Here is a 25,681-nt window from a genome sequence, read left to right on the forward strand (position 1 = left end):
CATGAAGCGTCCCTCCCCGGCCATGCTGCTCTTCATTGCGACGGTCTGCGCCTCCTCCTTGTCCTATCATTCCGCTACTGCGGAAAACGCACCGCCACGACCGGTAGTCTGGATGAACGTCGCTGCCGATCGTTCCGAAGCCATGGGTTTCGCCGGTGTGGTTCAGCCGCGCGTGGAGACTGAACTCGCCTTCCGGGTTCTTGGCCGTGTCATCGCACGGCGGGTCGAGACAGGCGACGTCGTCAGGAAGGGTGACATTCTCGCGGAGATCGACCCGCTCACGCTGCAACTCACCGTGATCAGCGCCCGGGCCGATCTCAGAAATGCGAATGCCCAGCTGGAGAATGCCGCGATCAACGAGCGACGCAAGCGCATGCTCACTGCTACCAATACGGCCAGCGCCGCCGATCTCGAACTGGCCGAGCAGGGCCTCAAATCGGCAGAGGCGAATGTCACGCAAGCGCAAGCCAATCTGGCAAAAGCCAACGAGCAGCTCGGCTATGCACGATTGGAGGCTGACTTCGACGGCGTGATCACCTCGACCTCCGTTGAAGTGGGCCAGACCGTTACAGCCGGACAGTCCGTCCTGAAACTTGCACGCCTCGATCAGCGCGATGTCGTCATCGACGTTCCTGAGGCGCAGGTTTCGTTTATCCGTTCGTCCACCCATATCGACGTAACGCTGCAACTCGACGACCGCTTGCGGACATCCGGGCAGGTACGCGAAATCGCTCCGCAGGCCGATGCAGACACCCGAACCTACAGGGTGAAGATCGCCCTGGACAAGGCGCCCGACGTCTTTCGCTTCGGTGCGGTCGTAACCGCCACATTCACAGACGGCGGGCAGGCTCACGACGTCGTGCTGCCCCGCTCGGCTATCGTCGAGAAGGACGGCGCCCCCGCCGTCTGGGTCATCGATCCGCATGCCCTGACCGTGTCGTCCCGCGCCGTTCTCCTGGATCATACCGGGCCGGAAGACCCGATGGTGCGGGTCGATTCAGGCTTGAATGCGAATGAGGGAGTTGTGGTTGCGGGCGTCAGCGAACTTCAGGAGGGACAAAAGATCAGGCTTGGACAGGAGTTGCACCCATGAAGAATTTCAACCTTTCGGACTGGGCGCTCGAACATCGTTCCTTCGTCTGGTATTTCATGATCGCCTTCGCGGTCGCCGGTATGTACGCTTATCTCAACCTCGGACGGGAGGAGGATCCGTCCTTTACCATCAAGACGATGGTGATCCAGGCCCAATGGCCGGGCGCTTCTGCCGAAGAGGTCACCCAGCAGGTCACCGATCGTATCGAGAAAAAGCTCCAGGAGCTCGACAGCCTCGATCGGACGCGGAGCCTCACGACCGCCGGCAAGACCACGATCTTCGTCGATCTTCTTCCGACGACCAAGGCACGCAATGTCCCGGCGACATGGCAGCGCATCCGCAACATGATCGGCGATATCCAGCAACAGTTTCCGTCCGGCGTCGTCGGGCCGTTTTTCAACGATCAATTCGGCGATGTTTACGGAAATATCTTTGCCTTCACCACGGAAGGCTTGAACCAGAGGCAGTTGCGCGATCTCGTCGAGGATGCCCGCACCAAGGTCCTGACAGTGCCGAATGTCGGCAAGGTCGACATCATTGGCGCTCAGGACGAGGTGATCTATCTGGAGTTCTCCACCCGCAAGATCGCAGCGCTCGGCATCAATCAATCCGACATCGTCGAAACCCTGCAAAAGCAGAATGCCGTCACCCAGTCGGGCTTCGTCGACGCCGGGCCGGAGCGCATCGCGCTACGCGTCGGTGGCCGCTTCATCTCCGAAGATAGCCTCCGGGCGATCAACCTGCGCGTCAACGATCGCTTTTTTCCGCTGACGGATGTTGCAACCGTCAAACGTGGTTACGTCGATCCTCCCTCGTCGCTGTTCCGGTTCAACGGCAAGCCGGCGATCGGGCTTGCAATCGGAATGAAGGCCGGTGGCAATCTGCTTGAGTTTGGTCACGCTCTTGACGAGATGATGGAGCGCATCGTCCAGGATCTGCCGCTCGGCGTGTCCGTCGATCATGTCTCCGATCAACCAGCCGTGGTCGATGAAGCCGTTTCCGGCTTTACCAGAGCCCTGTTCGAGGCGGTCGCCATCGTGCTTGCCATCAGCTTCATCAGCCTTGGCCTGCGCGCCGGGCTGGTTGTGGCGATCTCCATCCCGCTGGTGCTCGCCATCACCTTCATGGTGATGCAATATTCCGGTATTTCCCTGCAGCGCATCTCGCTCGGTGCTCTCATCATCGCGCTCGGTCTTCTGGTCGACGACGCGATGATCGCCGTCGAAATGATGGTGGCCCGCCTGGAGGTCGGTGACACTCTGCGCAAGGCTGCGACCCATGTCTACATATCGACTGCCTTTCCGATGCTGACCGGCACGCTGGTCACCGTCGCAGGCTTCCTGCCGATCGGTTTCAACAACAGCAACGCCGGCGAATTCACCTTCACGCTATTCGTCGTACTCGCGGTTTCGCTGACCGTGTCCTGGATTGTCGCCGTCCTGTTCACCCCGCTGCTGGGCGTGACGATCCTGCCGAAGACGATGAAAAAGCACGAGGAGCACAAGAGCCGTATGGGCGCCGCCTTCTCATGGCTGCTTCAGCTCTGCCTTCGCTTTCGCTGGGTGACCATCATCGTAACAATTGCCGCGTTTGGTCTGTCCGTTGCCGGCATGTCGCTGGTTCAGCAGCAATTCTTTCCCGCGTCCGACCGTCCGGAGCTTATCGTCGACTGGAACCTGCCGCAAAACAGTTCTATGGCCGAGACGAGCCGGCAGATAGCGCAATTCGAGCGGGAAAAGCTCACCGGCAATCCCGACATCGATCACTGGTCGAGCTATGTCGGCAGGGGCGCCCCGCGCTTCATCCTGTCCTTCGACGTCCAGCCCGACGATCCCACCTTCGGCCAGATCGTCATCGTCTCGAAGGGTATTGAGGTCCGCGACCGGCTCAAGGCCGACCTGCAGGCCTATTTGCTGAAAACCTTCCCGGGCACCGACGCCTTCGTCAGGACACTGGACATCGGCCCGCCGGTGGGCAAGCCAATCCAGTATCGCATCTCCGGTCCCGACATTCAAAAGGTCCGCGACCTGGCGCAGAAGACGGCTGGTATCGTGATGTCGCACCCTTCCCTGACCGGCCTCGTCTTCGACTGGAACGAGCCGGCGCGCGTCGTCAAGGTCGACGTTCTTCAGGACAAGGCCCGGCAGCTCGGCGTCTCGTCCGAAGATATCGCGACCGCCCTCAACGGCATCGTCCAGGGCGCGACCGTGACGCAGGTCCGCGATGCGATCTACCTGATCAACGTTGTCGGACGGGCAGAAGCAAAGGAACGCGCCTCCATCGACAGCCTGCTCGACCTCCAACTGCCGAGCAGCAGCGGGAAATCCATCCCGCTCTCTTCCGTGGCCAGATTCGATTACGACCTGGAACAACCGACGATCTGGCGGCGCAACAGGATACCGACGATCACGATCAAGGCCGGTATCAGGGACACTATGCAACCTGCCACGATTGTCCGACAGCTCGATCCGAAGATAGAAGAACTGAAGGCTTCATTGGAGCCGGGATACGATATTGCCGTCGGCGGTACGGTCGAGGAGAGCGCCAAATCCCAAGCGCCGATCATAAATGTGGTGCCGGTCATGATTTTCGTCATGACAACGCTTCTGATGACGCAGCTTCAAAGCTTCCACAGGTTGTTCCTTGTCTTCTCGGTCGCTCCACTTGCGCTGATCGGCGTCGTTGGCGCGCTGGTCTTGAGCCAGGCGCCATTGGGTTTCGTCGCAATCCTCGGCGTGCTCGCCCTGATCGGTATCCTCATCCGGAACTCGGTGATCCTGATCGTCCAAATCGAAGACCTGCGCACAACAGGAATCCCGCCGTGGCAGGCCGTCGTCGAGGCGACGGAGCATCGGATGCGACCGATCATGCTGACGGCCGCCGCTGCGACCCTGGCGTTGATCCCCATCTCAAGAGAGGTGTTCTGGGGACCGATGGCCTACGCCATGATGGGCGGCATCGTCGTCGGAACCGTCCTGACCCTGCTGTTCCTTCCCGCTCTCTATGTGACCTGGTTCAGGATTCCCCGCGATGTCGAACACAATTGATTCCACGGCATCGCTGCGACGGCTTTCGTCACTGGATGCCGTTGCCGCCCGAAAAGCCTGCTTACGCAATTCACGCGCGTGGCGAAGGCGCATCATATTGTTTCCGCTCCTTCTTTCCATGCTCGGCGGCTGCGCTGGCCGGCCGGAAAATGTCCTTCAGCCCGTGGCTTTGACGACGAACGACACAAGCCGCGTCGACATGCTGGTCGCGACCACCCGAAAACCCGCCGCAGATCCCGGCGAGCTTTATTCCGGAGAGCGCGGAACGGCGATCTCGCTCAACAACCTCACCGTTTCCATCCCGCCGGATGATGGGCGGAAGATCGGGGAGGTCCAGTGGCCGAAGCGCGTGCCCCCCAACCCTGCGAAAGAGTTCGCCGTGCTCAAGGACGAGAAGGTGATCTCAGAGCAGCAGGCGCTCAACTGGTTTCGCAAGAACCGGAATGCAAAGCGGCAGGTGATCATCTTCGTGCATGGCTTCAACAACACCTATGCGGATGCCGTCTTTCGTTTTGCCCAGATCACTCATGACGCCGGAACCGATGCCGCTCCGATCCTGTTCACCTGGCCCTCCCGCGCCAGCGTTCTCGGCTATCTCTACGACAAGGAAAGCACGAACTATTCACGCCGTGCCCTGGAGGATTTGATCATCCAGGCTGCCCGCAGCCCTGACGTCGGCGATATCACCATCCTTGCCCATTCCATGGGAACATGGCTGACGGCTGAGGCTCTGCGCGGGATCGCGATGCGCGAAAAGACGATCCCGGCGAAGGTCCGCAACGTCGTGCTGGCGTCGCCCGATATCGATGTCGACGTCTTCCGCCGCCAACTCATAGAGATGGGACCGAAGCGGCCGCAGTTCACCATTTTTGCCTCGACACGCGACCGGGCGCTTGAGGTATCGAGATGGATCTCCGGCGGAGTCAACCGTGTCGGCGGTGTCGATACCACCGCTTATACCGGCGTGCTGAAGCAGCTTGGGATCACGGTGATCGATACCAGCACCGTGCGTTCCAAGGACGCCCTCGGCCACAACGCCTTTGCCGATAGCCCGGAAATCATCGGGCTCCTGGGGAAACGCCTGGCTGGTCAATCCCTCGAGGGCGGTCAGGTGACATTGGCCGATCACGTCGGGATGGCGGCAATCGGTACGGTCAATCTGGCCGGCTCCGCGGCGAGAACTGTCGTTGCAGCCCCGATGTCGGTGGTCAGCCCCGAAGCACGGAAGATCTTGCAACAGGAACTATCCGGGACATCAGGGGGCCTCGTCAATGGACAGATCGCTTACTGAACGTCAGCGAGGCTGTATCATTCGCTTTACTATGAAGGGAAATCGGCAATGAACACCATTCAGGCAACACCGGCGGCTGTTACTGTTGTTGGCAATAATCTTCTGTATTTAATGAAACACAATCGCGTCTGCATTTTCACTTGCCATCATCCAGCATGAATGGATATATGGTCTCCGGCAGTCATCGCATGATGACATGAAATTAACCTGTCGGTTCAGGGGATGCTGGCCTTTCCCATGTCAGCCAAACTGCTGACGTATTTGGGGCGAGCTGAGGGCGGGAATATGCAGCAAGAAAAATTCATCACGACAGCCTCATTGGACGCCGGGGAAATCAATCTCATCCATCGCTACTGGTGCGCCGCCAACTATCTGTCGGTCGGCCAGATCTATCTTCTCGACAATCCGCTCCTGCGCGAACCGCTCCAGGCCCAGCATATCAAGCCGCGCCTGCTCGGCCACTGGGGCACGACGCCGGGGCTGAACTTCATCTATGCGCACCTGAACCGGGTGATCAAAGCCCGTGATCTCGACGTCATCTATATCTGTGGCCCCGGCCATGGCGGGCCGGGCATGGTGGCCAATACCTATCTGGAAGGCATCTATAGCGAGATCTATCCGGAGATCGCCGAAACGACCGACGGGATGCGAAAACTGTTCCGCCAGTTCTCCTTCCCGGGCGGCATTCCGAGCCATGCGGCGCCGGAGACGCCCGGATCGATCCACGAAGGCGGCGAGCTCGGTTATGCGCTGGTTCATGCCTATGGCGCGGCCTTCGACAACCCGGACCTGATCGTCGCCTGCGTGGTGGGTGACGGCGAGGCGGAAACCGGTCCGCTGGCAGCAAGCTGGCATTCCAACAAGTTCATCAATCCGGCCCGCGACGGTGCGGTTCTGCCGATCTTGCACCTGAACGGCTACAAGATCGCCAATCCGACTCTGCTTTCGCGCATCGGCGACGAGGACCTGAAGAAGCTGTTCGAGGGCTACGGCTACGAGCCGCTCTTCGTCGAAGGCCATGAGCCCGAGGTGATGCACCGGCTGATGGCCGGCGCGATGGACAGAGCGATGGAGCGTATCCGGGCGATCCAGGATAGGGCGCACGGCGGTGCCTCCCCTGCCGAACTGCCGCGCTGGCCGATGATCGTGCTGCGCAGCCCGAAAGGCTGGACCGGTCCGAAGGAAGTGGACGGCAAGAAGGTCGAAGGCTTCTGGCGCGCCCATCAAGTGCCGGTTTCCGGCTGCCGGGAAAATCCGGATCACCTGAAGATACTCGAAGACTGGATGCGGAGCTACGATCCGGAAGATCTGTTCACTGCCGATGGCGGGCTGAAGCCGGAACTGAAGGCGCTCGCGCCAGAAGGCGACCGCCGCATGGGCGCCAACCCGCATGCCAATGGCGGCCTCTTGCGCAAGGAACTGAAATGCCCGCCGCTTTCCGACTACGCGGTCGACGTGCCGGAGCCCGGCAAGACCGTGGTGCAGACGACGGAAATCCTCGGGCGTTATTTGCGCGACATCCTGACCCTCAACGACGCGGAGAAGAATTTTCGCATCTTCGGCCCGGACGAGACGGAATCGAACCGGCTGGGTGCCGTGTTCGAAGTGACCGACCGCGTCTGGATGGAGAAGATCGAACCATACGACGTACATCTGTCGCCCGACGGGCGGGTGATGGAAGTGCTGTCGGAGCATCTGTGCCAGGGATGGCTGGAGGGTTATCTGCTGACCGGGAGGCACGGCCTCTTCTCCTGCTACGAGGCCTTCATCCACATCATCGACAGCATGTTCAACCAGCATGCCAAGTGGGTGAAGGTGACTCGCGAGCTGGAATGGAGAAAGCCGATCTCGTCGCTCAACTATCTGCTCACCTCGCATGTGTGGCGGCAGGACCATAACGGCTTCTCGCATCAGGATCCCGGCTTCGTCGATCTCGTCGCCAACAAGAAGGCGGACATCGTCCGCATCTACCTGCCGCCGGATGCCAATACGCTGCTCTGGGTCGCCGACCATTGCCTGAAGACCTGGGACCGGATCAACGTGATCGTTGCCGGCAAGCAGCCGGAACCGCAATGGCTGGCTATCGAGGACGCCGCCAAGCATTGCGAGGCGGGCATCGGCATCTGGGACTGGGCGGGCAACGAGGAGGATACGGTTTCACCCGACGTGGTGATGGCCTGCGCCGGCGACGTGCCGACGATGGAAACATTGGCGGCGGTGACCATCCTGAGGGAAGCGATCCCGGACCTGAAGATTCGCGTCGTCAACGTCGTCGACCTGATGACGCTGCAGTCGAAGGACCAGCATCCGCACGGGATTTCCGACGAGGACTTCGACCGGCTGTTCACCACCGAGCGGCCGGTGATCTTCGCCTATCACGGCTATCCCTATCTCATCCATCGGCTGACCTACAAACGCACCAACCATCAGAACATCCATGTCCGAGGTTTCGTTGAGGAAGGCACGACCACGACGCCCTTCGACATGACGGTGCTGAACCAGCTCGACCGCTACCACCTCGCCATCGAGGCGATCGAGCGCGTGCCGGGGCTGAAGGAAAAGGCCGGTCATGTGGTCGAAAGCCTGCGCGGCAAGCTGCAGGAGCATTTCGCCTATGTCCGTGAACATGGCGAGGATATGCCGGAAATCAGGGACTGGGCATGGCGATCCGGTTCTTAGCTTGCGACAGTAGAACAACATCCAGTCTGTCCCCGCCCCAGAGCGTTTGTGACAGGAATTCGAGACGGTTCCCATGGTTCGTATCCTAGCCCAAGCAATTCTGTCTGCTGCAGGCGTTGTGGTGGCCCTCTTCGTTTCGAGAGACGCGGTGGGTTTTCCCGTCTACGAAATGGTCGGCGCGCTGTTGTTGATCGCAGCTTTGGCCGTCATCGTCTGGTACGGCCCGCGTGTTGTTAAAGCGCTCTTCGGCCCCCGCTCGAAAGAATGATCGAGCAGGGCAAGGAAGGTGCGCGTGATACGGAACAGCAATCCTTCCTGAAGCCATGAAATGCTCGAAAACGGAAAAATTGCGAAGGTAAACGATGCGGAGTTGCAACAGGAGATAGCGTTGGAAGAGTTTCTTGAGCGAGTAAAACATACCGGGCTCTCGCTTCGGGACATGCACATCATTCTTGATGCTCTGCCAATTCCAATCTCGTGGGCGGCAATACCAGCGGGTAAGATTCAGTTCATGAATCGTGCTTTCAAGGAGACCTTCGGTTATGACGAAAGTCATTTCGAAACCATGGATGCGTGGATTGAACAAAGCTATCCAAAAATGGAACAGCAACTCTTAGCTCGTGAGTACTGGCACCGTCTGCGGAGAGCCGATTCCACCGGAATATCCAAAGTAGAACCATTGGAACTGGACGTGGTGTCGGCGGATGGCGGTATCGTTACCGTCAACCAGCGTGGCATCCTTCTACATGACATAGGGGTCGGGATTGCTACATTCGAGGATGTCTCCGAGCGAAAGCGGGTGGAGGAGACGCTAAGACGCGTCGCCTTCGAAGACCCATTGACGAGCCTTGGTAATCGGCGGCGGTTGTCAGCAAAATGGAACAGTATCGCAACGTCTTATGAAAACGACGTGCGGCCGATGATCGCTCTTATTCTGATCGATCTCGATGAATTCAAGCCAATCAATGATCTACTGGGACATGATGCCGGTGACGAAGCGCTGTTCTTGATAGCCAACAGGCTTCGCGCATGTGTTCGCAGCGACGATGCTGTGTTCCGATTGGGTGGGGATGAGTTTGCCATTCTCGTAGAGAACATGGGATCGCCATACCAGGCAGAACAAGTCTGCCGACGTGTCGAAAGAGCGCTCAAGCAGCCCATCCAGATTGGCGGGACGAGGACTGTGCTTGGTGCAAGCGTTGGCGTGAGCCTCTATCCTGACGACGCGACTGGTCTGGCGCAACTCATGAAACATGCCGATGAGGCACTCTATCGAATTAAGCGGGCCAGCAAGGGTGGGTGGGCATGGTTCTCGCCGCCGGAAGCCACGAGATATCCGAAGAGCTCACCGCAACGCAACGTGCATGACCGCGAGCGGCCGAGGAACAACCGGCCGAACAAGTCAAGTTGGCAGCATAGATGAATGGCGAAGTGAGCAGGCGAAAGCAAGGGACTGGATCCGGTCTTCAAGAGCCGAATAGTCGCTTAGCGATTACCTCTAAGACAGCATAAAAGACTGTTGGATGCCGGATCTCGCGCTTGACCTGCGATATTTACGATATGCATTGTTGGTCGCCGAACACGGAAGTTTTCGCCGTGCGGCGGATGCGGTTGGCATGTCCCAATCTACTGTAAGCCGCCGGGTCCAACTGCTTGAACGACGTCTTGGTGTACCCCTCTTTACTCGTAGTCGCACCGGAGCAAAGCTAACCGTTGCAGGAGCGCGGTTTCTGCAAAACGCCGCATTCGGTGCATCCCATTTGCATCAAGCTGTGAAGGACATGCAAACGGCGCATCACGGCGACACAGGTGAGATACGAATCGGGCTGATGACGTCCCTGGCAAGCGGATTTCTTTCAGATCTCGTAGGCGAATATCATTCCCGCTTCCGCGGTGTAGAGGTAAAAATAGAGGAATCGACGTCCGAAGTGGCAGCCGCCAATCTTCTCAGCGGCCGTATCGATGTGGCCTTTCTTCCGGGAGAGCCTCAGTTAGCCGGTTGCAAAACGGTTCAACTGTGGACCGAGCGACTTTTCCTTGCGCTGCCAAAACGGCATCCTCTTGCAACGGCAGAGAGCGTTTCCTGGGCAGATGTGCGCAACGAGACATTCCTGATCCCGGCCGGTATCGCTGGTGCGGAATTGGATCAATATCTACTGCGGCAGCTTTCCAAATCCGATTCCGAACCGAGAATATCCATTCAGGGAGTCGGACGAGACAATCTTTTGAACATGGTCGGAGAAGGGTTCGGCATTTCGCTCATATTGTCGTCAACGTCCGGCGGTGCACACAAGGAAGTCGTGTTCGTTCCCATCTTGGATGGCCTGGAAGACATTCATTTTAGTGCTGTCTGGTCGCCAAGGAATCATAATCCAGCACTGAAGCAATTTCTGGACTTGGCCACTGGAAAAGTTCGATGGAATGCAATTGCCAATCAGACCGATAGCGCTCGGTGAGCGGTGCCGGCGGCTCCGGTACTTTAGCGCGATTCGTCAATCTTTGGTGTTTGAGACGATGCGCCGGAAAAACCCAGAACAGCGCGCTTTTGCTTTGCGAAGCCGCGATCGGTCGTAATGAATCGCTGAAGCATAGGCACGATCAGCTTGGCGGGATCGGCCGACGATTGGCCTTGTTGCTGACGGTGGAGCAGCTCCGCATAGGCAACAAGATCCCGATATAGCGGTCCGGGAAGTTCAATACTCACCTTGACGGGCTTGTCGTCGACGAGCGGCCCGAGTTTCAATTTTGTCATCGGGCTAACCTCTATAGGGCTCCATCACAAGGTCTCGGGTGACGATGATCCGCACCGGGAAACCTGGCCTGATGGTGAGCGTGGGCGCGATCTGCAACTGGCGGCGGATGATCTGCTGACCAGCATCGTTGATGGTATCTTGCGCACCATTGCGGATAGCCTGAACCAGCCGGTCTTCGTCATCCATGGCAAGCTCTGCGCCGACCGCGAGCAATGTCGAGAGGCCAGCAGCTTTCGCCAGATCCCACCAGTGGTAGTCGACGCCGTCCTCGAGACCGGCATAGCCCTGCGTGTCGGCGCCGGGCTGTCGTTCAAGGACGATGGATCGGCCATTCGGGAATATCAGCCGGTTCCAGACCAGCAGGACACGCCTCTGCCCGAAACCGACATTGTTGTCGTATTGGCCGATGATGCGGGTTCCTTGCGGTACGAGCAGGATGCGGCCGGTCGGGCTGTCGTAGATGTTCTCGGTGACCTGGGCGGTAATCTGGCCGGGGAGATCGGAGCGAATGCCGGTGATCAGCGCTCCGGAGATTACCGAACCGGCCTGCAGCACATAGGGCGACACCGGCGGCATCACGCGATCGGCCGCCACAGTGCGTCGGTCGACGGCGGCGTTGAGGAAGGCGACCTGTCGGTCCTGCGCAGTAGGAGTGCCAGCCTGATCGAGACCGGCAAGATTTGTGGTCGTATTCGCGTCAGGCGCTATTGCGCTTGCCGTCGTGCGTGTTTCCGTCTGGAAGAACACGCGGCTGGTTCGGGCGGATTCCGCTTCGGCGAGGCGGCGTTGTTCGGCCGGATCGACACCCGGCGCTGTCGGCACAACAACAGGCTGGCCACGATCCTGCGCACTGAGGATCGGACGGCCGAGATCGCCGGGCAAAGCTGGCCCCAGGATCGGGCCGGTATAGTCCCGCGGCAGGCCTGCCAGACCGTCGGCCGTGGTCCGGTTCTCGGTGGAATAGAGTTCTTCGCCACCATTGCCACGATCTCGGGTCTGAAGAGCATAGATCAACGCGCCACCGATGCCGAGCGATGCGACCAGGCCAAGGCCGAGGAGCACCCTGCGCGACAGCCTGGTGACGCGTGGTGGTTCTGCCCGCAAGCGCATGGGTGTGACAGGATTGAGCGCCGGAGTTGCTTCTTGACTGTTGCCGGCCTCGCTCATGACGACCGTCCTCCTTCTTTGTCTCGGACAACCGGCGCCTGTACTACGCCGTTTGTCCGGACGATCCTCACGGTCTGCAGATGCTTGCCGCTGCCAAGGCGCAGCTCGGCCGCACCGAAGAGACGGTCCACGATCAGGATGTTCCGATAGATACGGGTATTGGCGATTTGCGCTTCACCCTCTGGGCCGACGACGAACAGGGGCGGAAACTCCCCTTGCACTATGCCGCGCGGGAATTCGACATAGACCTTGCGGCCATCGTCATAGACGGAGACGGGCCGCCACGGCGGCGTGTCTCCGGTGAGACCGTAGCGGTAGTTTCGTGCCACGACAGCCGGAATAGCCGGCGTGTCCGGAATGGACTGCTGCGAGCCCGGCACCTGCGGGTAAGACCAGGCGACCGACGGCATGTAGGGCGTTTCGCCGGATCGCAGTTCGAGCATGTAGGTGCGTCGATCGGTGGAAATCACCAGATTGGTGGTGATGTCGGGGCGCGAGGGTTTCACAAGGACATGGACGCGCCGGGTGGTGCCGCTGCCGCTCTCGGTGTCGCCGATAATCCAGCGTGTGGTGTCGCCGGCAGCGATCGGCCCGGCTCCGGTCAGGCTTTCGCCGGGTTCAAGCGTGATGTCGGTGATCTGGCCGGGTGCGGCATAGACCTGATAGAGGGCGCCTTCGCTCCAGGGATAGATCTGGATTGCATTGTAGTAACCATCCCGGCGTGGCTCGACACGGGCCGCCGCATTGGCATTCTGAACCCGGCCGGTCGGCGTGGTTGCGGTGGCACCCCCACGCGCCGGCGTCCAGCCCGGCGGAATGTGCAGCGGCTTCGGGCGCTCATCCCTCAGCACGGTGGGAACGACCGGCAATGCCGGCACATCGGAATCGTAGCGGATCTGCGGCGGCTTCTGCGGCGTGGCGCATCCGGCCAGCGCAGCGGTGGAAAGGAGCACGGCGACAATGGCGGGTTTGCGGAAAGAAGGGGTTCCGGTTGTACGGATCGGCGACTTCTTCATTCGCCCATCTCCCGCGACCACGATATTGCATTGACATAGATGCCGAGGGGATTGGCCTTGAGTCGATCAGCATCGCGGGGCGTCTGGATCACTATGGTCAGGATCGCGGTCCAGCGCTCGGTGGTGGAAAGCTGTCCGTTCTCGTATCGGCGCTCGATCCAGGCGACGCGGAAGCTGTCGGGAGATGCGCGAATGACGCTGGAAACCTCGACGGCAACCTGCTGCTTGCCGACCTTGGTGAACGGGTCATTGCTGCGCGCATAGTCGTTCAGCGCCGTCGCGCCCCGATCCGTCGTCCAGTCATAGGCGCGGAACCAGTTCTGGCGCACGATGATGGGATCGGCGGGAATGCTCCTGACCTGTTCGATGAAGCGCGCCAGATGCCACGCGACCTGCGGATCTGTTGGACGATAGTCGGCCGTGGCGGCGGCGACGGTCTGTGCCTGACCGAGCTTGTCGACCTCCACGACCCAGGGCACGACGGTCCCTCGCGTGGACTGCCAGACGAGTGCTGCGGCAAAGCCTGCCGACAGGATCAGGCTTCCAAAGGCCATGAACCTCCAGTTCTTCGCCTGCACGCGGGCCGAGCCGATGCGCTCATCCCAGACCTGTGCGGCCTTCTGATAGGGTGTCTCGGGTTGCGGCGTCTTGCCGTAGTGGGTTGCCGGTCGTTTGAACAAGCTCATGAGCGGTCACTTTCGGAGAGATTAACGGAAGAGCCGCCGCCATGACTGTCGCCGGAACGAACGGCATGGGCGGCCGCGGAAACGCCGTGGCTGAAGTGCTGGCTGCGTTTCATGCGCCTGGCCCAATCGGGGGCGCCATTGCCCGAAGCTGCGGGGGTGGCGGCAAAGGAATCATCATTGGCGGCTTCGGCACCGCCGACCGTGCCGAGGGTGGAAAAGCCGCCGGTGGCGCTGAAGCCGCCTTTCACGCCTCCGGAGAAATCCGATTTAACGCTTTCGGACGCACGACCGATCGCGCGCTTCAGAGGCGAGACGGTGGCGGAGCCTGCTCCTCGCGCGACACCGCCGAGACCGGACGCCACACCGGCAGCGCCGGTCTGCCCCATCGATCCGAGATTGTAGGCGGTCGAGGCGGCACCTGCCGCCGCTGCGCCACCACGAACGGCAGCAGCGCCGCCGGACAGTGCCGCAGCCCCACCGCGCAAGGCCAGGCCAGCCGCACCGCCTGCGGCAAGTGCAGCACCTCCGACGGCGAGGCCGGTGCCAACGGCAGCACCAGCACCAAGTTGCGGGCCTCCGGAAACCAGACCGTTGGCAATGCCCGGTCCGAAGATGCCGAGGCCGAGCAGGGAAAGTGCTGCGAGCACGATCGCCATCGCGTCGTCGATCGTCGGCGTGACCCCGCCGAAGCCGGAGGTGAACTCGCTGAACAGCGTCGAGCCGATGCCGATGATGACAGCGAGCACCAGCACCTTGATGCCGGAAGAGACGACACTGCCGAGGACCCTTTCGGCCATGAAGGCCGTCTTTCCGAACAGTCCGAACGGGATGAGGACAAATCCGGCGAGAACGGTCAGCTTGAATTCGATCAGCGTGACGAACAACTGGATCGCCAAAATAAAGAAAGCCAAGAGGACGAGCGCCCAGGCGAACAGCAGGCATGCGATCTGGATGAAATTCTCGAAGAACGCGACCCAGCCCATGAGGTCGGAAATGGATTCCAGGAGCGGCCGGGCCGCGTCGAGACCGACTTGCGCCACCCGGCCGGGACGAAGGAGGTCCGCCGTCGAAAAGCCGGTGCCGGAGCCTTTGAGGCCGAGGCCGGCGAAGCTCTCGAAGATGATCCTCGCCAGATTGTTCCAATTGTCGATGATGTAGGCGAAAGCCCCGACGAACAGGGTCTTCTTCACCAGTCGAGCGATGATGTCGTCGTCGGCGCCCCAGCTCCAGAACAGGGCGGCGAGCGTCACGTCGATGACGATCAGCGTGGTGGCGATGAAGGCGACCTCGCCGCCGAGAAGACCGAACCCGCTGTCGATATAAGAGGTGAAGACCCCGAGGAAATTGTCGATGACGCCGCTGCCGCCCATGGATCACTGTCCTTCGATGGTCTGTGGGGCGGCCGGTACGGACGTCCTGCCGAGGAAGCGGTCTCGCGTTTGCGACCAGATGCGCAGGCATTCGGCGTCGTTCGTTGCGGCCTGCCCGAGCTGCTGGCACCGGCGCTGTCCAACGCGAAGTGGATCTGCCGGCGATCCGACGGCGGCCGTGGGGCGTGTCCATGGTGCGGGCGCCTCTCTCCTTCTGAGCATTTCGGTCGCCGTCGCGGTGATCGCGACGGCGACAAAGACGACGGCGCCCAAGCGGGCCAGCATCTTGCCGTCCATGGCCCACGCCCTCAGTTGAACATCTTGGCGCTGCCGGCCTGATAGCCGGAGCCCGGCGTCAGGAAGCGCTCGCGCTGCACGCGACCCTGTTCGGCCGCGGCGGCGCGTTCTGCCTCGGTGAGCGCGGTGGACCGGCCATTGGCGGCAAGCAATGCCGTGAGGTCGGAGAGCTGCTGCGACTGGAGGGCGAGAAGCTGATTGCCTGCCTGTGCAGCCTGAAGCGCGCCGGTCGCGCTCTGGCTCTGACCAACCAGTTGCGACATCTCGGTGCGGTTGGTATCGATATTGCCAACGACGGTGGCCTGCACGCGCATGGCGTCCTGAAGTCCGCCGACGCTGTTCCTCCAGCGCTCCTTGGCATCGGCAACAAGCTGCGCATCGGTGGCCGACAGCGACACGTTGGCGTATTTCGACTGAAACGCCTGATCGATCTGGCCGACATCGAAGGCGATGTTCTGCGCCCGGCTGAGAAGCTGCTGCGTGCGCTGAACGGATTGCTGTATCTGCTGGAGCGACGAATACGGCAGGCTCGCCAGATTGCGGGCCTGGTTGATGAGCATCTGCGCTTCGTTCTGAAGCGAGGTGATCTGGTTGTTGACCTGCTCCAGCGCCCGCGCGGCAGACAGCAGATTTTGCGAGTAGTTCGTCGGGTCGTAGACGATCCAGGCGGCGGAAGCCGGCGGCGCCAGAACCAGCGAAGCCGGGCCTGAGACGGCAAGAAAGGATGCGGCAAGCAGCGCCGTGCGGGAATAACGGGTGTTCATGAGGAAGTCTCCTTATCGGGCTGGGGATGAGATTGGCGAGGGCGGGAATGAGGTCGGCGGCCCAATCGACGCCGCGCAGGCGCAGCCAGGCGGCAAGGAAGCCGTCCCGGCCGTGCTCGGCGAAGATGCGGGCGATGGCGGACTGATCGGTTTTCGAGGAGGCGGCCGTCAGTGCCAGGCCGACTTCGGACAGGCCGAGATCGAACAGGCGGTTCCCCCGGCGGCTCTGGCAGTAGTAGTCTTTTTTCGGGGTGGCCCTCGCGAGGATCTCGATCTGGCGCGCATTCAGTCCGAAGCGCTGATAGATGGCGGTGATCTGCGGTTCGACGGCGCGTTCGTTCGGGAGAAGAAGACGCGTCGGGCAACTTTCGATGATCGCCGGTGCAATCGCCGAATTGTCGATGTCGGAGAGCGACTGCGTGGCGAAGATGACCGAAGCGTTCTTTTTCCTGAGTGTCTTCAGCCACTCCCGCAACTGCCCGGAAAAGGCTTCGTCATCGAGCGCCAGCCAACCTTCGTCGATGATGAGCATGGTGGGCGAGCCGTCGAGCCGGTCGCCGATACGATGGAACAGATAGGACAGGACGGCCGGAGCAGCACCCGTGCCGACCAGGCCTTCGATTTCAAAAGCCTGCACCGACGCGCTGCCGAGATGTTCGGTTTCAGCATCGAGCAGCCGACCGTAGGGACCACCGATGCAATAGGGCCTGAGCGCCTGCTTCAGGTCGGTTGATTGCAACAGTACTGTCAGGCCGGTGATGGTGCGTTCCTCGACCGGCGCCGAGGCGAGCGAGGTCAGCGCCGCCCAGATGTGCTCCTTGACATCCGGCGTGATCGCGATGCTCTCGCGCGTCAGGATGGCGACGATCCAGTCGGCCGCCCAGGCGCGTTCCGGCATGTCATGGATGCGCGCAAGCGGCTGGAGCGAGACAGAAAACGCATTCCCCTCGGTGAGGTCGCCGCCGAGATCATGCCAGTCGCCGCCCATGGCAAGGGCCGCGGCCCGGATCGAGCCGCCGAAATCGAACGCGAACACCTGGGATTGAGCGTAGCGCCGGAACTGGAGCGCCATGCAGGCGAGTAGCACGCTCTTGCCGGAGCCGGTCGGCCCGACGACCAGCGTGTGCCCGACGTCGCCGACATGAATGGAAAGCCGGAACGGGGTGCTTCCCTCGGTCTTGCCGAAGAGCAAGGGGGCGCTACCGAGATGGTCATCCCGTTCCGGTCCCGCCCACACGGCGGAGAGGGGGATCATGTGGGCAAGATTGAGCGTCGAGATCGGCGGCTGGCGGACGTTGGCATAGACATGCCCCGGCAGCGAGCCGAGCCAGGCATCGACGGCATTGATGGTTTCGGACATCGCTGTGAAGTCCCGGCCCTGCACGACCTTCTCGACAAGCCGGAGCTTTTCGTCGGCAAGGCGGGGATCGGTGTCCCACACGGCAATGGTCGCCGTGACATAGGCCATGCCGGCATAGTCGGCGCCGAGCTCCTGAAGCGCGATGTCCGCGTCGGCCGCCTTGTTCGCCGCGTCGGTGTCCACGAGAACCGACGCCTCGTTGGTCATGACTTCTTTCAGGATCGCAGCGATCGACTTGCGCTTCGCAAACCACTGACGGCGAATTCGTGTGAGCAGCCGGATGGCGTCGGTCTTGTCGAGCAGGATGGCGCGCGTCGACCAGCGATAGGGAAAGGCAAGCTTGTTCAGTTCATCGAGAACTCCGGGCGTGGTCGCGGTCGGAAAGCCGACGATGGTGAGGATGCGCAGATGGGTGTTGCCAAGGCGCGGTTCCAGCCCGCCGGTCAGGGGCTGATCGGCCAGCAACGCGTCCAGATACATCGGCGTCTCGGGAACCCGGACGCGATGCCGGTTGGTCGAGACAGTGGAATGCAGGTAGGTCAGCGTCTCGCTGTCGTCGAGCCAGTCGCATTCCGGCATGAAGCCGTCGAGCAGCGCCAGCACGCGATCGGTGCGATCGATGAAGCCGCGCAAGATCTCGTTCGGATCGACGCCGGAGCGTTCACGGCCCTCATAGAGCCAGGTCTCGGCGCGGGCTGCGTCCTCGGCATGCGTGAGATAGGTGAAGGTGAGGAAGTAGCCGGAAATGAAATGGCTGCCCTGTTCCTCGAAATCGGCCTTGCGCTCGGCATCGAGCAATGCCGAGGCCGGATCTGGAAAACGGCTGTCGGGATAGGTTGCGGCCTCCTGGCGCTGCGCTTCCACGAAGATCGCCCAGCCAGAGCCGAGACGCCGGAAGGCATTGTTGAGGCGCGCGGCGACGGCGACCAGTTCGGCAGCGACGGCGGATTCGAGGTCTGGACCGCGAAATTGCGCGGTCCTTTGCAGCGATCCGTCCTTGTTCAGAACGACGCCCTCGCCGACGAGCGCGGCCCAGGGCAGGAAATCCGCGAGGCGGCTGGCGGTGCGGCGATATTCGGCAAGGTTCAGCATGGTCGCGCTCCTCAGACCGCAAGGTGACCAGGGATGCGCAGATGACGGCGACCGACTTCCACGAACAGCGGATCGCGTTTCGCCGCCCAGACGGCGGCGAAATGGCCGACTGCCCAGATGGCGAGACCTACCAGCCAAAGGCGCAGGCCGAGGCCCACGGCTCCGGCGAGCGTTCCGTTCATGATGGCGATGGCGCGCGGAGCGCCGCCGAGCAGGATGTGTTCGGTCAGCGCCCGATGGACCGGGACATTGAGCCCCGGCACATCGTCGATCCGTAAGAGCGCCCCGGCCATCAGACCAGTACCCCGCCGCCGAAGGAGAAGAAGCTCAGGAAGAAGGAGCTGGCGGCGAAGGCAATCGACAGGCCGAAAACGATCTGGATCAGCCTGCGAAAACCGCCGCTTGTGTCGCCGAAGGCCAGCGCCAGGCCGGTGGCGATAATGATGATGACGGCGACGATCTTGGCCACCGGCCCCTCGATGGATTCGAGGATCGACTGAAGCGGCGCCTCCCACGGCATGGAGGATCCGGAAGCATGAGCCGGCACGGCCGCCATCATCATAACGACGGCGAGCGTAGTCGGTCCCATGAGGTGCCGACGGATGCCGCGCAGAACGGACGGTGCGCACGCCTGATCCGGCGCCGTGGGCAGGATGGGCGGAACATGGGAGGTCATGACTGTTCTCCTTTCGGGAGTGGTTGGCGATCAGGGGAAAGGTGAGCGGAAGCGACCCGGTAATCGCCGTCGGGGTCGAGCCCTTCGACGCGGGCGAGTTCGGAGAGCCGGCGCACGGAACCGCGACCGGAGAGAACCGCCACAATGTCGATGGTCTCGGCGATCAGTGCCTTGGGGACGGTGACGACAGCTTCCTGGATGAGCTGCTCGAGACGGCGGAGCGCGCCGATGCTGGTACCGGCGTGGATGGTGCCGATGCCGCCGGGATGTCCCGTTCCCCACAATTTGAGCAGGTCGAGAGCTTCGGGACCGCGCACCTCGCCGACGATGATGCGGTCAGGCCGGAAGCGCATGGCGGAGCGTGCCAGATCGGTCAGATTGGCGATGAAATCCTTGGTGCGCATCGGCACCTTGTTCTCGGACTGGCTTTGAAGCTCGCGGGTATCCTCGATGATGAGAAGCCGATCCTGCCCCTTCGCCACTTCGGCCAGCAGAGCATTGGTGAGTGTCGTCTTGCCGGTGCCCGTGCCGCCGGCGACGAGGACATTGGCGTGCGATGCGACGGCCTCGCGCAGCAATGCCGCCTGATTGGCGGTCATCGTTCCTGCCGCAACATAGTCGTCGAGTGTGAACACCGAGATCGCCGGCTTGCGGATGGCGAAGGCCGGACCGGTGACGATCGGAGGCAGGAGACCTTCGAAGCGTTCGCCGCTGTCGGGCAGTTCGGCCGAAACACGTGGAGCGCCGGCATGAACTTCTGCGCCGACGTGGTGAGCAACCAGGCGGATGATGCGTTCGCCATCCGCGGGCAAGATGCGCTCGCCGGTGTCGGACATGCCTTCGGAGAGCCGGTCGATCCACAATCGCCCATCCGGATTGAGCATTACCTCGACGACACCGGGATCTTCCAGAAAGCGGGCGATGGATGCACCTAGCGCGGTGCGCAGCATCCGGGCGCCACGCGCAAAGCCTTCTGAATTTCGATGCGAGACTGCCATCCGATCCCCGTTTCTCGCCGAGGAAAATCAGACGGTCCCCGGATGGGGATGATTAAAGGAGCCAGAAATTATGCTGATTCAACAAGGAATTGGCGTCGTAGTAGCGTAGCGTGCAAATACAGGGAAACGGCGGTGCCGCGATCTGCTTGATCTCGCGAAAGCCGTCACTACTCGCCATGTGCGCCCATGCGCGGGGAGCCCTGACTGTCAGATGAGTCGGCGACATCCTCGGAAATTTCCTGCCGCAGTTTTGGCCCCTGAGCGAGCCGGCGGCCGAGTGCCGAGACGAATGCCTCATAGCGCTCGCCGGCCTTGGCTCGCGCCGCCTGTACGGCCGGTTCGGGCAGTGCTGGCGTGGTGGTGAGCCAGAAGCGAACGAACACGGCAAGCGTCTCGACCGAAATGCCGACATCACGTTCCAGCCGCGTCATGCGGCGATCGATCTGGTCGAGACGCTTGGTGATCAACCCCTCGCGCCGTTCGGCGTCGTCCGGCGACAGGAAGGAGGCGACGGCCGCCTCCACGATCAAGGACATCGGCTGCTCCCGGCGCGCCGAATAGTCCGAGAGCATCGTCATGACGTCGGGTTCGAGATAAACGGAGATCTGCGTCTTCTTTTTCCTGCCGGTCATGCGTTCACAGCTCCATCCCGTCATTCGGATCAAGCGACACCTGCCGCGCCACACCCTGCATGAGCCGGGTCATACGACGGTTCCGGGTGGCTTCCTCCTCCATCTCATCGGGGGATCGATCTCGAACTCGTTCTCGATCGGCTCCTTTTTCTCGACGGGTTTCACCCGGCTCAGCTCCGGCTGACGCCGGCGTTCGGATTCGGTCGGGTCCTCATCCTCTTCGGTGGCGCCCGCCACGACGTCATCGAACGGAGGGCGGGTCGGGATCGGCAGGCGGCTCCAGTCATCCGGATGCGGTTCGCCGGCACGGACCAGTTTCGGCGGAGGTAATATCCGCTCCTGAAACCGCGCATCCTCGAAATACCGCGCCTTCTTCGCCCGGATCGGCGGCGTTCCAGCGACCATGACGATCTCGTCGGCCGGAGGAAGCTGCATGATCTCGCCAGGGGTGAGCAGCGGCCGCGCGGTTTCCGAGCGCGAGACCATCAAATGCCCGAGCCAGGGCGACAACCGGTGCCCGGCATAGTTCTTCATCGCCTTCATCTCTGTGGCGGTGCCGAGTGCATCGCTCACCCTCTTCGCGGTTCTCTCGTCATTCGTCGCGAAGGAGACTCTCACATGGCAATTGTCGAGGATCGAATTGTTTGGCCCGTATGCCTTCTCGATCTGGTTTAGCGACTGCGCGATCAGGAATGATTTGAGACCATAGCCTGCCATGAAGGCCAAAGCCGACTCGAAGAAATCCAACCTTCCCAGAGCCGGAAACTCATCCAGCATGAGCAGCAATCTTTGTCGTCCCGCCTTCGCCTGCAGATCCTCGGTCAGGCGCCGGCCAATCTGGTTGAGGATCAGGCGAATGAGCGGCTTCGTCCGATTGATGTCTGACGGCGGTACGACGAGGTAGAGCGTCGTCGGCTTCTTGCGGCCGACGATGTCGGTAATGCGCCAGTCGCAACGGCGCGTCACCTCTGCAACGACAGGATCGCGGTACAAGCCCAGAAACGACATGGCGGTCGACAACACGCCGGATCTCTCGTTGTCGCTCTTGTTCAGCAGTTCGCGTGCAGCACTGGCAATGACCGGATGCGGACCGGCTTCACCCAGATGCGCCGTCTTCATCATCGCGGCGAGAGTCGACTCGATCGGCCGCTTCGGATCGGACAGGAATGCCGCGACGCCGGCCAGCGTCTTGTCTTTCTCAGCATAAAGAACGTGCAGGATGGCGCCGACGAGAAGCGCATGCGACGTCTTCTCCCAATGGTTCCGCTTGTCGAGCGAGCCTTCGGGATCGACCAGGATGTCGGCGATGTTCTGGACGTCGCGGACCTCCCATTCACCCCGCCGCACCTCGAGCAGCGGATTGTAGGCGGCGGACTTTGCATTGGTCGGATCGAATAGCAGCACGCGACCGTGCTGGGATCGGAAGCCGGCGGTGAGTGTCCAGTTTTCGCCCTTGATGTCGTGGACGATGGCCGAACCGGGCCAAGTGAGCAGCGAAGGCACGACCAGGCCGACGCCCTTGCCCGATCTGGTCGGCGCGAAACACAGGACATGCTCCGGACCGTCATGCCGCAGATAGGCCCGATCGAGCCTGCCGAGAACAACGCCGTCCTGGTCGAGCAGACCGGCGGCCTTCACTTCCTCAGGCTCGGCCCAGCGCGCCGATCCGTAGGTCGCGACATTCTTGGCTTCGCGTGCCCGCCAGACCGACATGCCGATGGCAACCGCTATGGCGATGAAACCACCGGACGCGGCGATCATACCGCCTTCCACGAAGATCGGCGGCGCATAGGCGTCGTAGAAATACCACCACCAGAAAAAGGCCGGTGGGTAATAGACCGGCCAACCGGCAATCACGAACCAGGGATGGCCGAGCTGGGGCTGGAAGCCGAGTTGCCAGGCCGTCCACTGTGTCGCTCCCCAGGTCGTCATTAGCACGATCAGAAGGACGGTGAGGATCTGGCCCCAGAGGATTTTCGTCGCGGACATGGCGTTGGTCCTTTCTCCGATGTTGAAGGTTAAAGGCCGAGCCCTCTCTTGCGGCCAAAGCTCCAGTCGATGCCGCCGTCGTTACGGGCGATGCCGGAGACGTGCCGGCCGAGCTGCTTTTCCAGCGATGGAGACCACGGTACGAGCTGGAAGCCGAGACCGTCGTCGATCATCGCGTAGCGGCCGGAGGCAAGCGCGAAGCGTTGACGATAGGTGCCAGCGACATATTCGCCACTGCCAGCGCGGTTGAATGGCTGGCCCGTCTCGGTGGCGAGTTTCTCGCCAAGCGCATCGAGCTCGCGGCGGCGCAAGGTGTCGACCAGCCTGCGGGCGAACACCACGCTGAGTCCCTGCCGCTCGGCCAACCCCTCTTCGACAAGATGGTCAGCACGCCGCTCCATGGCCTGCTGCACCTCGGCGCCGAAGCCACCATCGGATAAGGAGAGCGGCTCCTTCGCGACTGCCTGTCGGTCGAGCCAGGTCGCGCCCGACGCCGAGATCTGTCGCTCGATGTCGAGATCGGAGCGAACGGCGAGTGCGACGCGGCGCTCACCGCGCGCATCATCGAATTTGCGCAGCTCGACGATCGAGCCGGGAACGCTGTCGCCGGCAGCATCGAGGTCGGGCAGCTTGATGTGATGGGTGCGTCCATCCACGCTGTCGACGACGGCATAGGCCGAGCCTCTCAGCTCGTCGTCGAGACCGCGATCGACCAGGCGACCGATGATCGGCTCATCGAGGCTTTCGCCTGCCAACACATAGTTGGCGGAGCCGCGCTCGATGCCGCGGTCCGTCAGCGCCTTGTGCATCCGTTTGATGATGTCGCCGCGTTCGCCGAGTTCGCGCAGCACCGCCTCGGCCTCGGGCTTGATGAACCATTGCGAATGGCCGACCTGTCCGGCCAGCCCAAGGACTTCCAGCTTGCGCAGCCGTCCGACCTTCAGGGCATGAAACTCGTCGGGCTGCCGATCGGCTCGCGGTGCGAGATCGACGATGCCGGTTTCTCGTGCATCCCGGACAAGCTGGCGGTCGAGCTGGGTCCAGCGCTCCGATTCAATCTGGCGCTCCAAAGTGCGGCGGATGTCGAGGTCGGTGCGCGGCCCCAGTTCCTGGGTGATGAGATCGCGCGCCCGGTCACGGATCCCTTCCTTGATGTAGTCACGCGAGATCACAAGATCCCGGCCGTCGTCGCGGACGCCGCGCACGATCAGGTGGACATGGGGATGCTCGGTGTTCCAGTGATCCACCGCCACCCAGTCGAGCCGAGTACCGAGATCCTTCTCCATCTGCCCGACGAGATCGCGGGTGAAGGATTTGAGGTCGGCCATTTCCACGGCGTCGTCCGGCGATACGATGAACCGGAAATGATGCCGGTCATCCTCGCAGCGTTCGGCGAAGGCGCCTGCATCGGCGTTCTCGGTTCCCGGCCCGAACAGGCGGGCCTTTTCCCCGTCACGGGTCACGCCCTCGCGACGCAGATAATTGAGATGGGTGCCGAGCGGCGCAGTCCGGGCGGAATGGCGCACGACACGCGCCTTGACGACGGCGCCGCGCGAGCGGGACGAGATCAGGCGATTGGCCTGAATGCTGGCGCGCTGGCCGTGACCGAAGCGCGAGCGGTTGCCGGAGACGACGCGGCCGGAGCGAGACACGCCGCCGCCGGCCTTCTTCGCCGCGGCGAGCGCCTGCGAAATGAAGGACCGCGCCGACTGCGCCCGGCTGGACCGGATGCACCCCGGTCGGACGCGGAACTCGCGCTCATCGGCCATGGCGCAACTCCGCAATGTGCAAAAGATCGCGCAGAAACAGGGTGTTGGACTGCTTGCGAACATTGCGGCAAAGCCGGACAATGTGCAAAAGGGGCCAGAAACCTAAACAAAAACAACCGCCCAACCGCCGCGCAATGTGCGCCCTTTTATCCTGCCATCCTTCGGTCGCTGCTCCTGCCTCCACCCCCGGCACACTCCATGATGCGCCAGAGCCCGACAGGATGCGAAAGAGCCGGTTGACTGTCATTGCGCACCGTCTCCCTCTCGCCTGGCGAGGAAAATGGGTGCCGTCTGCAATCCGGCAGCATTGTCGTCCTGCGCCGGAACGGAAGGTTGCAGACCGTTCGGCTGACGATTGGCAACAGGTCGGCGGTTATCGTCGCGCGCCACGAAGAGCGATGCTTCGCGCCAATCGGCCGGCGGCTGGAGCACGATGTGCGTTCCGTCCGACGGCGCGGCGGCACCAAGCGCGGGCGCGAGCAAAGCGACATAGGCGCGCGTCTCTGCCGGCAGAGCGCGGCCGGTGGCGAGATGCTGGTCGTAGCGCGCCGGGCCAGCATTATAGGCAGCAAGCATCGCCGGGACCGTGCCGTAGCGATCAAGCATCTCGCGCAGATAGGCGGTGCCGGCGATGATGTTGTCGCGAGGATCGAACGGATCACGACCGAGCCGGTAACGAGCGCGCAGTTCGGCCCAGGTTTCGGGCATGATCTGCATGAGGCCAAGCGCACCGGCGGGCGATACCGCACGCACGTCGTCACGGCTTTCGGTGTGCTTCACCGCGACGATCCATGCCTGCGGGATAGCGAAGCGCTGCGACGCCTCGGCGATGTGCGCGGCATGGGGATCGGCGATCGCGGCGCGGGTCGGCGGCAGCGATTGCGCAACAGCCGGACACGCCGCGGAGGCGGCAAAGGTCAGGCTGGAAAGAAGAAGGGAGAGTGCCGAGCGTCGGACGGTAGCAGAACGTCCGACGCAGGCACGTTGCCGAATTGCCACCGT

Annotated in this window: 21 protein-coding genes and 2 pseudogenes; 7 read left to right on the forward strand and 16 right to left on the reverse strand. The window is 62.0% G+C overall.

The window, feature by feature from the left end; all coding sequences use genetic code 11:
* The first annotated feature begins 1 nt into the window (after position 1).
* From G3A56_RS20150 to G3A56_RS20180, 7 genes are all read left to right on the forward strand, one after another.
* Positions 2 to 1,093: an efflux RND transporter periplasmic adaptor subunit gene (locus G3A56_RS20150; protein ID WP_235824441.1), complete on the forward strand. Its 1,092-nt coding sequence runs from the start codon at positions 2 to 4 to the stop codon at positions 1,091 to 1,093.
* Positions 1,090 to 4,140: an efflux RND transporter permease subunit gene (locus G3A56_RS20155; protein WP_164056807.1), complete on the forward strand. Its 3,051-nt coding sequence runs from the start codon at positions 1,090 to 1,092 to the stop codon at positions 4,138 to 4,140. The genes G3A56_RS20150 and G3A56_RS20155 overlap by 4 nt, the downstream gene beginning before the upstream one ends.
* Before the next feature lie 118 nt (positions 4,141 to 4,258).
* On the forward strand, positions 4,259 to 5,431 hold the full coding sequence (locus G3A56_RS20160) for an alpha/beta hydrolase (RefSeq protein ID WP_097143296.1): 1,173 nt from the start codon (positions 4,259 to 4,261) through the stop codon (positions 5,429 to 5,431).
* A 285-nt stretch (positions 5,432 to 5,716) separates the two neighbouring features.
* Positions 5,717 to 8,110 (forward strand): phosphoketolase family protein, encoded by a 2,394-nt coding sequence (locus G3A56_RS20165; protein WP_164056808.1) that lies wholly within the window; start codon positions 5,717 to 5,719, stop codon positions 8,108 to 8,110.
* 73 nt (positions 8,111 to 8,183) lie between these two features.
* On the forward strand, positions 8,184 to 8,378 hold the full coding sequence (locus G3A56_RS20170) for a hypothetical protein (RefSeq protein ID WP_097143282.1): 195 nt from the start codon (positions 8,184 to 8,186) through the stop codon (positions 8,376 to 8,378).
* Positions 8,379 to 8,438: 60 nt separating this feature from the next.
* A complete protein-coding gene (locus G3A56_RS20175; protein ID WP_097143283.1) occupies positions 8,439 to 9,533 on the forward strand; it encodes a sensor domain-containing diguanylate cyclase in 1,095 nt (364 codons plus the stop codon).
* A 100-nt stretch (positions 9,534 to 9,633) separates the two neighbouring features.
* On the forward strand, positions 9,634 to 10,566 hold the full coding sequence (locus G3A56_RS20180; RefSeq protein ID WP_164056809.1) for a LysR family transcriptional regulator: 933 nt from the start codon (positions 9,634 to 9,636) through the stop codon (positions 10,564 to 10,566).
* Positions 10,567 to 10,589: 23 nt separating this feature from the next.
* Here G3A56_RS20180 and G3A56_RS20185 read toward each other — a convergent pair whose 3' ends face one another.
* From G3A56_RS20185 to G3A56_RS20260, 16 genes and pseudogenes are all read right to left on the reverse strand, one after another.
* Positions 10,590 to 10,862 carry a DUF2274 domain-containing protein gene (locus tag G3A56_RS20185; protein WP_164056810.1) on the reverse strand — a complete coding sequence of 91 codons (273 nt, stop codon included), beginning with the start codon at positions 10,860 to 10,862 and terminating at the stop codon, positions 10,590 to 10,592.
* 4 nt (positions 10,863 to 10,866) lie between these two features.
* Positions 10,867 to 12,030: a TraB/TrbI/VirB10 family type IV secretion system protein gene (locus G3A56_RS20190; protein ID WP_210202046.1), complete on the reverse strand. Its 1,164-nt coding sequence runs from the start codon at positions 12,028 to 12,030 to the stop codon at positions 10,867 to 10,869.
* A complete protein-coding gene (gene trbG, locus G3A56_RS20195) occupies positions 12,027 to 13,046 on the reverse strand; it encodes a P-type conjugative transfer protein TrbG (protein ID WP_164056811.1) in 1,020 nt (339 codons plus the stop codon). Before trbG ends, G3A56_RS20190 begins: the two co-directional genes overlap by 4 nt.
* Positions 13,043 to 13,732: a conjugal transfer protein TrbF gene (trbF, locus tag G3A56_RS20200; protein WP_097143287.1), complete on the reverse strand. Its 690-nt coding sequence runs from the start codon at positions 13,730 to 13,732 to the stop codon at positions 13,043 to 13,045. Before trbF ends, trbG begins: the two co-directional genes overlap by 4 nt.
* The gene (trbL, locus tag G3A56_RS20205; protein ID WP_097143288.1) at positions 13,729 to 15,102 is read right to left on the reverse strand and encodes a P-type conjugative transfer protein TrbL; all 1,374 of its coding nucleotides are present in this window, start codon (positions 15,100 to 15,102) and stop codon (positions 13,729 to 13,731) included. The genes trbF and trbL overlap by 4 nt, the downstream gene beginning before the upstream one ends.
* Before the next feature lie 3 nt (positions 15,103 to 15,105).
* Positions 15,106 to 15,399, reverse strand: coding sequence for a putative entry exclusion protein TrbK-alt (gene trbK-alt / locus G3A56_RS20210; RefSeq protein WP_097143289.1), 294 nt, complete (start codon positions 15,397 to 15,399; stop codon positions 15,106 to 15,108).
* An 11-nt stretch (positions 15,400 to 15,410) separates the two neighbouring features.
* Positions 15,411 to 16,163, reverse strand: coding sequence for a P-type conjugative transfer protein TrbJ (trbJ, locus tag G3A56_RS20215; RefSeq protein ID WP_097143290.1), 753 nt, complete (start codon positions 16,161 to 16,163; stop codon positions 15,411 to 15,413).
* A 22-nt stretch (positions 16,164 to 16,185) separates the two neighbouring features.
* A pseudogene (trbE, locus tag G3A56_RS20220) lies at positions 16,186 to 18,615 on the reverse strand (conjugal transfer protein TrbE); the annotation flags it as partial.
* Between the two features lie 11 nt (positions 18,616 to 18,626).
* Entirely contained in the window at positions 18,627 to 18,908 is a 282-nt protein-coding gene (locus G3A56_RS20225) for a VirB3 family type IV secretion system protein (protein ID WP_097143292.1), read from the reverse strand.
* Complete coding sequence (locus G3A56_RS20230) at positions 18,908 to 19,204, reverse strand: TrbC/VirB2 family type IV secretion system protein (protein ID WP_097143298.1); 297 nt, start codon at positions 19,202 to 19,204, stop codon at positions 18,908 to 18,910. Before G3A56_RS20230 ends, G3A56_RS20225 begins: the two co-directional genes overlap by 1 nt.
* Before the next feature lie 83 nt (positions 19,205 to 19,287).
* Positions 19,288 to 20,289: a P-type conjugative transfer ATPase TrbB gene (gene trbB / locus G3A56_RS20235; RefSeq protein ID WP_132010564.1), complete on the reverse strand. Its 1,002-nt coding sequence runs from the start codon at positions 20,287 to 20,289 to the stop codon at positions 19,288 to 19,290.
* Between the two features lie 167 nt (positions 20,290 to 20,456).
* On the reverse strand, positions 20,457 to 20,921 hold the full coding sequence (locus G3A56_RS20240) for a CopG family transcriptional regulator (RefSeq protein WP_097143152.1): 465 nt from the start codon (positions 20,919 to 20,921) through the stop codon (positions 20,457 to 20,459).
* 4 nt (positions 20,922 to 20,925) lie between these two features.
* Positions 20,926 to 22,910, reverse strand: a pseudogene (locus G3A56_RS20245) (conjugal transfer protein TraG).
* A gap of 29 nt (positions 22,911 to 22,939) precedes the next feature.
* The gene (locus tag G3A56_RS20250) at positions 22,940 to 24,679 is read right to left on the reverse strand and encodes a relaxase/mobilization nuclease domain-containing protein (RefSeq protein WP_097143154.1); all 1,740 of its coding nucleotides are present in this window, start codon (positions 24,677 to 24,679) and stop codon (positions 22,940 to 22,942) included.
* Complete coding sequence (locus G3A56_RS20255) at positions 24,669 to 24,926, reverse strand: hypothetical protein (RefSeq protein WP_141402143.1); 258 nt, start codon at positions 24,924 to 24,926, stop codon at positions 24,669 to 24,671. Before G3A56_RS20255 ends, G3A56_RS20250 begins: the two co-directional genes overlap by 11 nt.
* Positions 24,923 to 25,678, reverse strand: a complete 756-nt coding sequence (locus G3A56_RS20260; protein ID WP_097143155.1) for a lytic transglycosylase domain-containing protein — start codon at positions 25,676 to 25,678, stop codon at positions 24,923 to 24,925. The genes G3A56_RS20255 and G3A56_RS20260 overlap by 4 nt, the downstream gene beginning before the upstream one ends.
* Between the last annotated feature and the right edge of the window lie 3 nt (positions 25,679 to 25,681).

The sequence above is a fragment of the Rhizobium oryzihabitans genome, assembly GCF_010669145.1.
Taxonomy (GTDB): domain Bacteria; phylum Pseudomonadota; class Alphaproteobacteria; order Rhizobiales; family Rhizobiaceae; genus Agrobacterium; species Agrobacterium oryzihabitans.

Excerpts from the sequence above, each read along its gene's own strand:
- trbK-alt (WP_097143289.1), bottom strand. The coding sequence starts at position 15,399 with ATGGACGGCAAGATGCTGGCCCGCTTGGGCGCCGTCGTCTTTGTCGCC.
- trbF (WP_097143287.1), bottom strand. The coding sequence starts at position 13,732 with ATGAGCTTGTTCAAACGACCGGCAACCCACTACGGCAAGACGCCGCAA.
- G3A56_RS20150 (WP_235824441.1), top strand. The coding sequence starts at position 2 with ATGAAGCGTCCCTCCCCGGCCATGCTGCTCTTCATTGCGACGGTCTGC.
- trbJ (WP_097143290.1), bottom strand. The coding sequence starts at position 16,163 with ATGAACACCCGTTATTCCCGCACGGCGCTGCTTGCCGCATCCTTTCTT.
- G3A56_RS20225 (WP_097143292.1), bottom strand. The coding sequence starts at position 18,908 with ATGGCCGGGGCGCTCTTACGGATCGACGATGTGCCGGGGCTCAATGTC.
- G3A56_RS20170 (WP_097143282.1), top strand. The coding sequence starts at position 8,184 with ATGGTTCGTATCCTAGCCCAAGCAATTCTGTCTGCTGCAGGCGTTGTG.
- G3A56_RS20180 (WP_164056809.1), top strand. The coding sequence starts at position 9,634 with ATGCCGGATCTCGCGCTTGACCTGCGATATTTACGATATGCATTGTTG.
- G3A56_RS20230 (WP_097143298.1), bottom strand. The coding sequence starts at position 19,204 with ATGGGACCGACTACGCTCGCCGTCGTTATGATGATGGCGGCCGTGCCG.
- trbB (WP_132010564.1), bottom strand. The coding sequence starts at position 20,289 with ATGGCAGTCTCGCATCGAAATTCAGAAGGCTTTGCGCGTGGCGCCCGG.
- G3A56_RS20185 (WP_164056810.1), bottom strand. The coding sequence starts at position 10,862 with ATGACAAAATTGAAACTCGGGCCGCTCGTCGACGACAAGCCCGTCAAG.
- G3A56_RS20190 (WP_210202046.1), bottom strand. The coding sequence starts at position 12,030 with ATGAGCGAGGCCGGCAACAGTCAAGAAGCAACTCCGGCGCTCAATCCT.
- G3A56_RS20250 (WP_097143154.1), bottom strand. The coding sequence starts at position 24,679 with ATGGCCGATGAGCGCGAGTTCCGCGTCCGACCGGGGTGCATCCGGTCC.
- G3A56_RS20240 (WP_097143152.1), bottom strand. The coding sequence starts at position 20,921 with ATGACCGGCAGGAAAAAGAAGACGCAGATCTCCGTTTATCTCGAACCC.
- trbL (WP_097143288.1), bottom strand. The coding sequence starts at position 15,102 with ATGGGCGGCAGCGGCGTCATCGACAATTTCCTCGGGGTCTTCACCTCT.
- G3A56_RS20160 (WP_097143296.1), top strand. The coding sequence starts at position 4,259 with ATGCTCGGCGGCTGCGCTGGCCGGCCGGAAAATGTCCTTCAGCCCGTG.
- G3A56_RS20165 (WP_164056808.1), top strand. The coding sequence starts at position 5,717 with ATGCAGCAAGAAAAATTCATCACGACAGCCTCATTGGACGCCGGGGAA.
- G3A56_RS20175 (WP_097143283.1), top strand. The coding sequence starts at position 8,439 with ATGCTCGAAAACGGAAAAATTGCGAAGGTAAACGATGCGGAGTTGCAA.
- G3A56_RS20155 (WP_164056807.1), top strand. The coding sequence starts at position 1,090 with ATGAAGAATTTCAACCTTTCGGACTGGGCGCTCGAACATCGTTCCTTC.
- trbG (WP_164056811.1), bottom strand. The coding sequence starts at position 13,046 with ATGAAGAAGTCGCCGATCCGTACAACCGGAACCCCTTCTTTCCGCAAA.
- G3A56_RS20255 (WP_141402143.1), bottom strand. The coding sequence starts at position 24,926 with ATGACAGTCAACCGGCTCTTTCGCATCCTGTCGGGCTCTGGCGCATCA.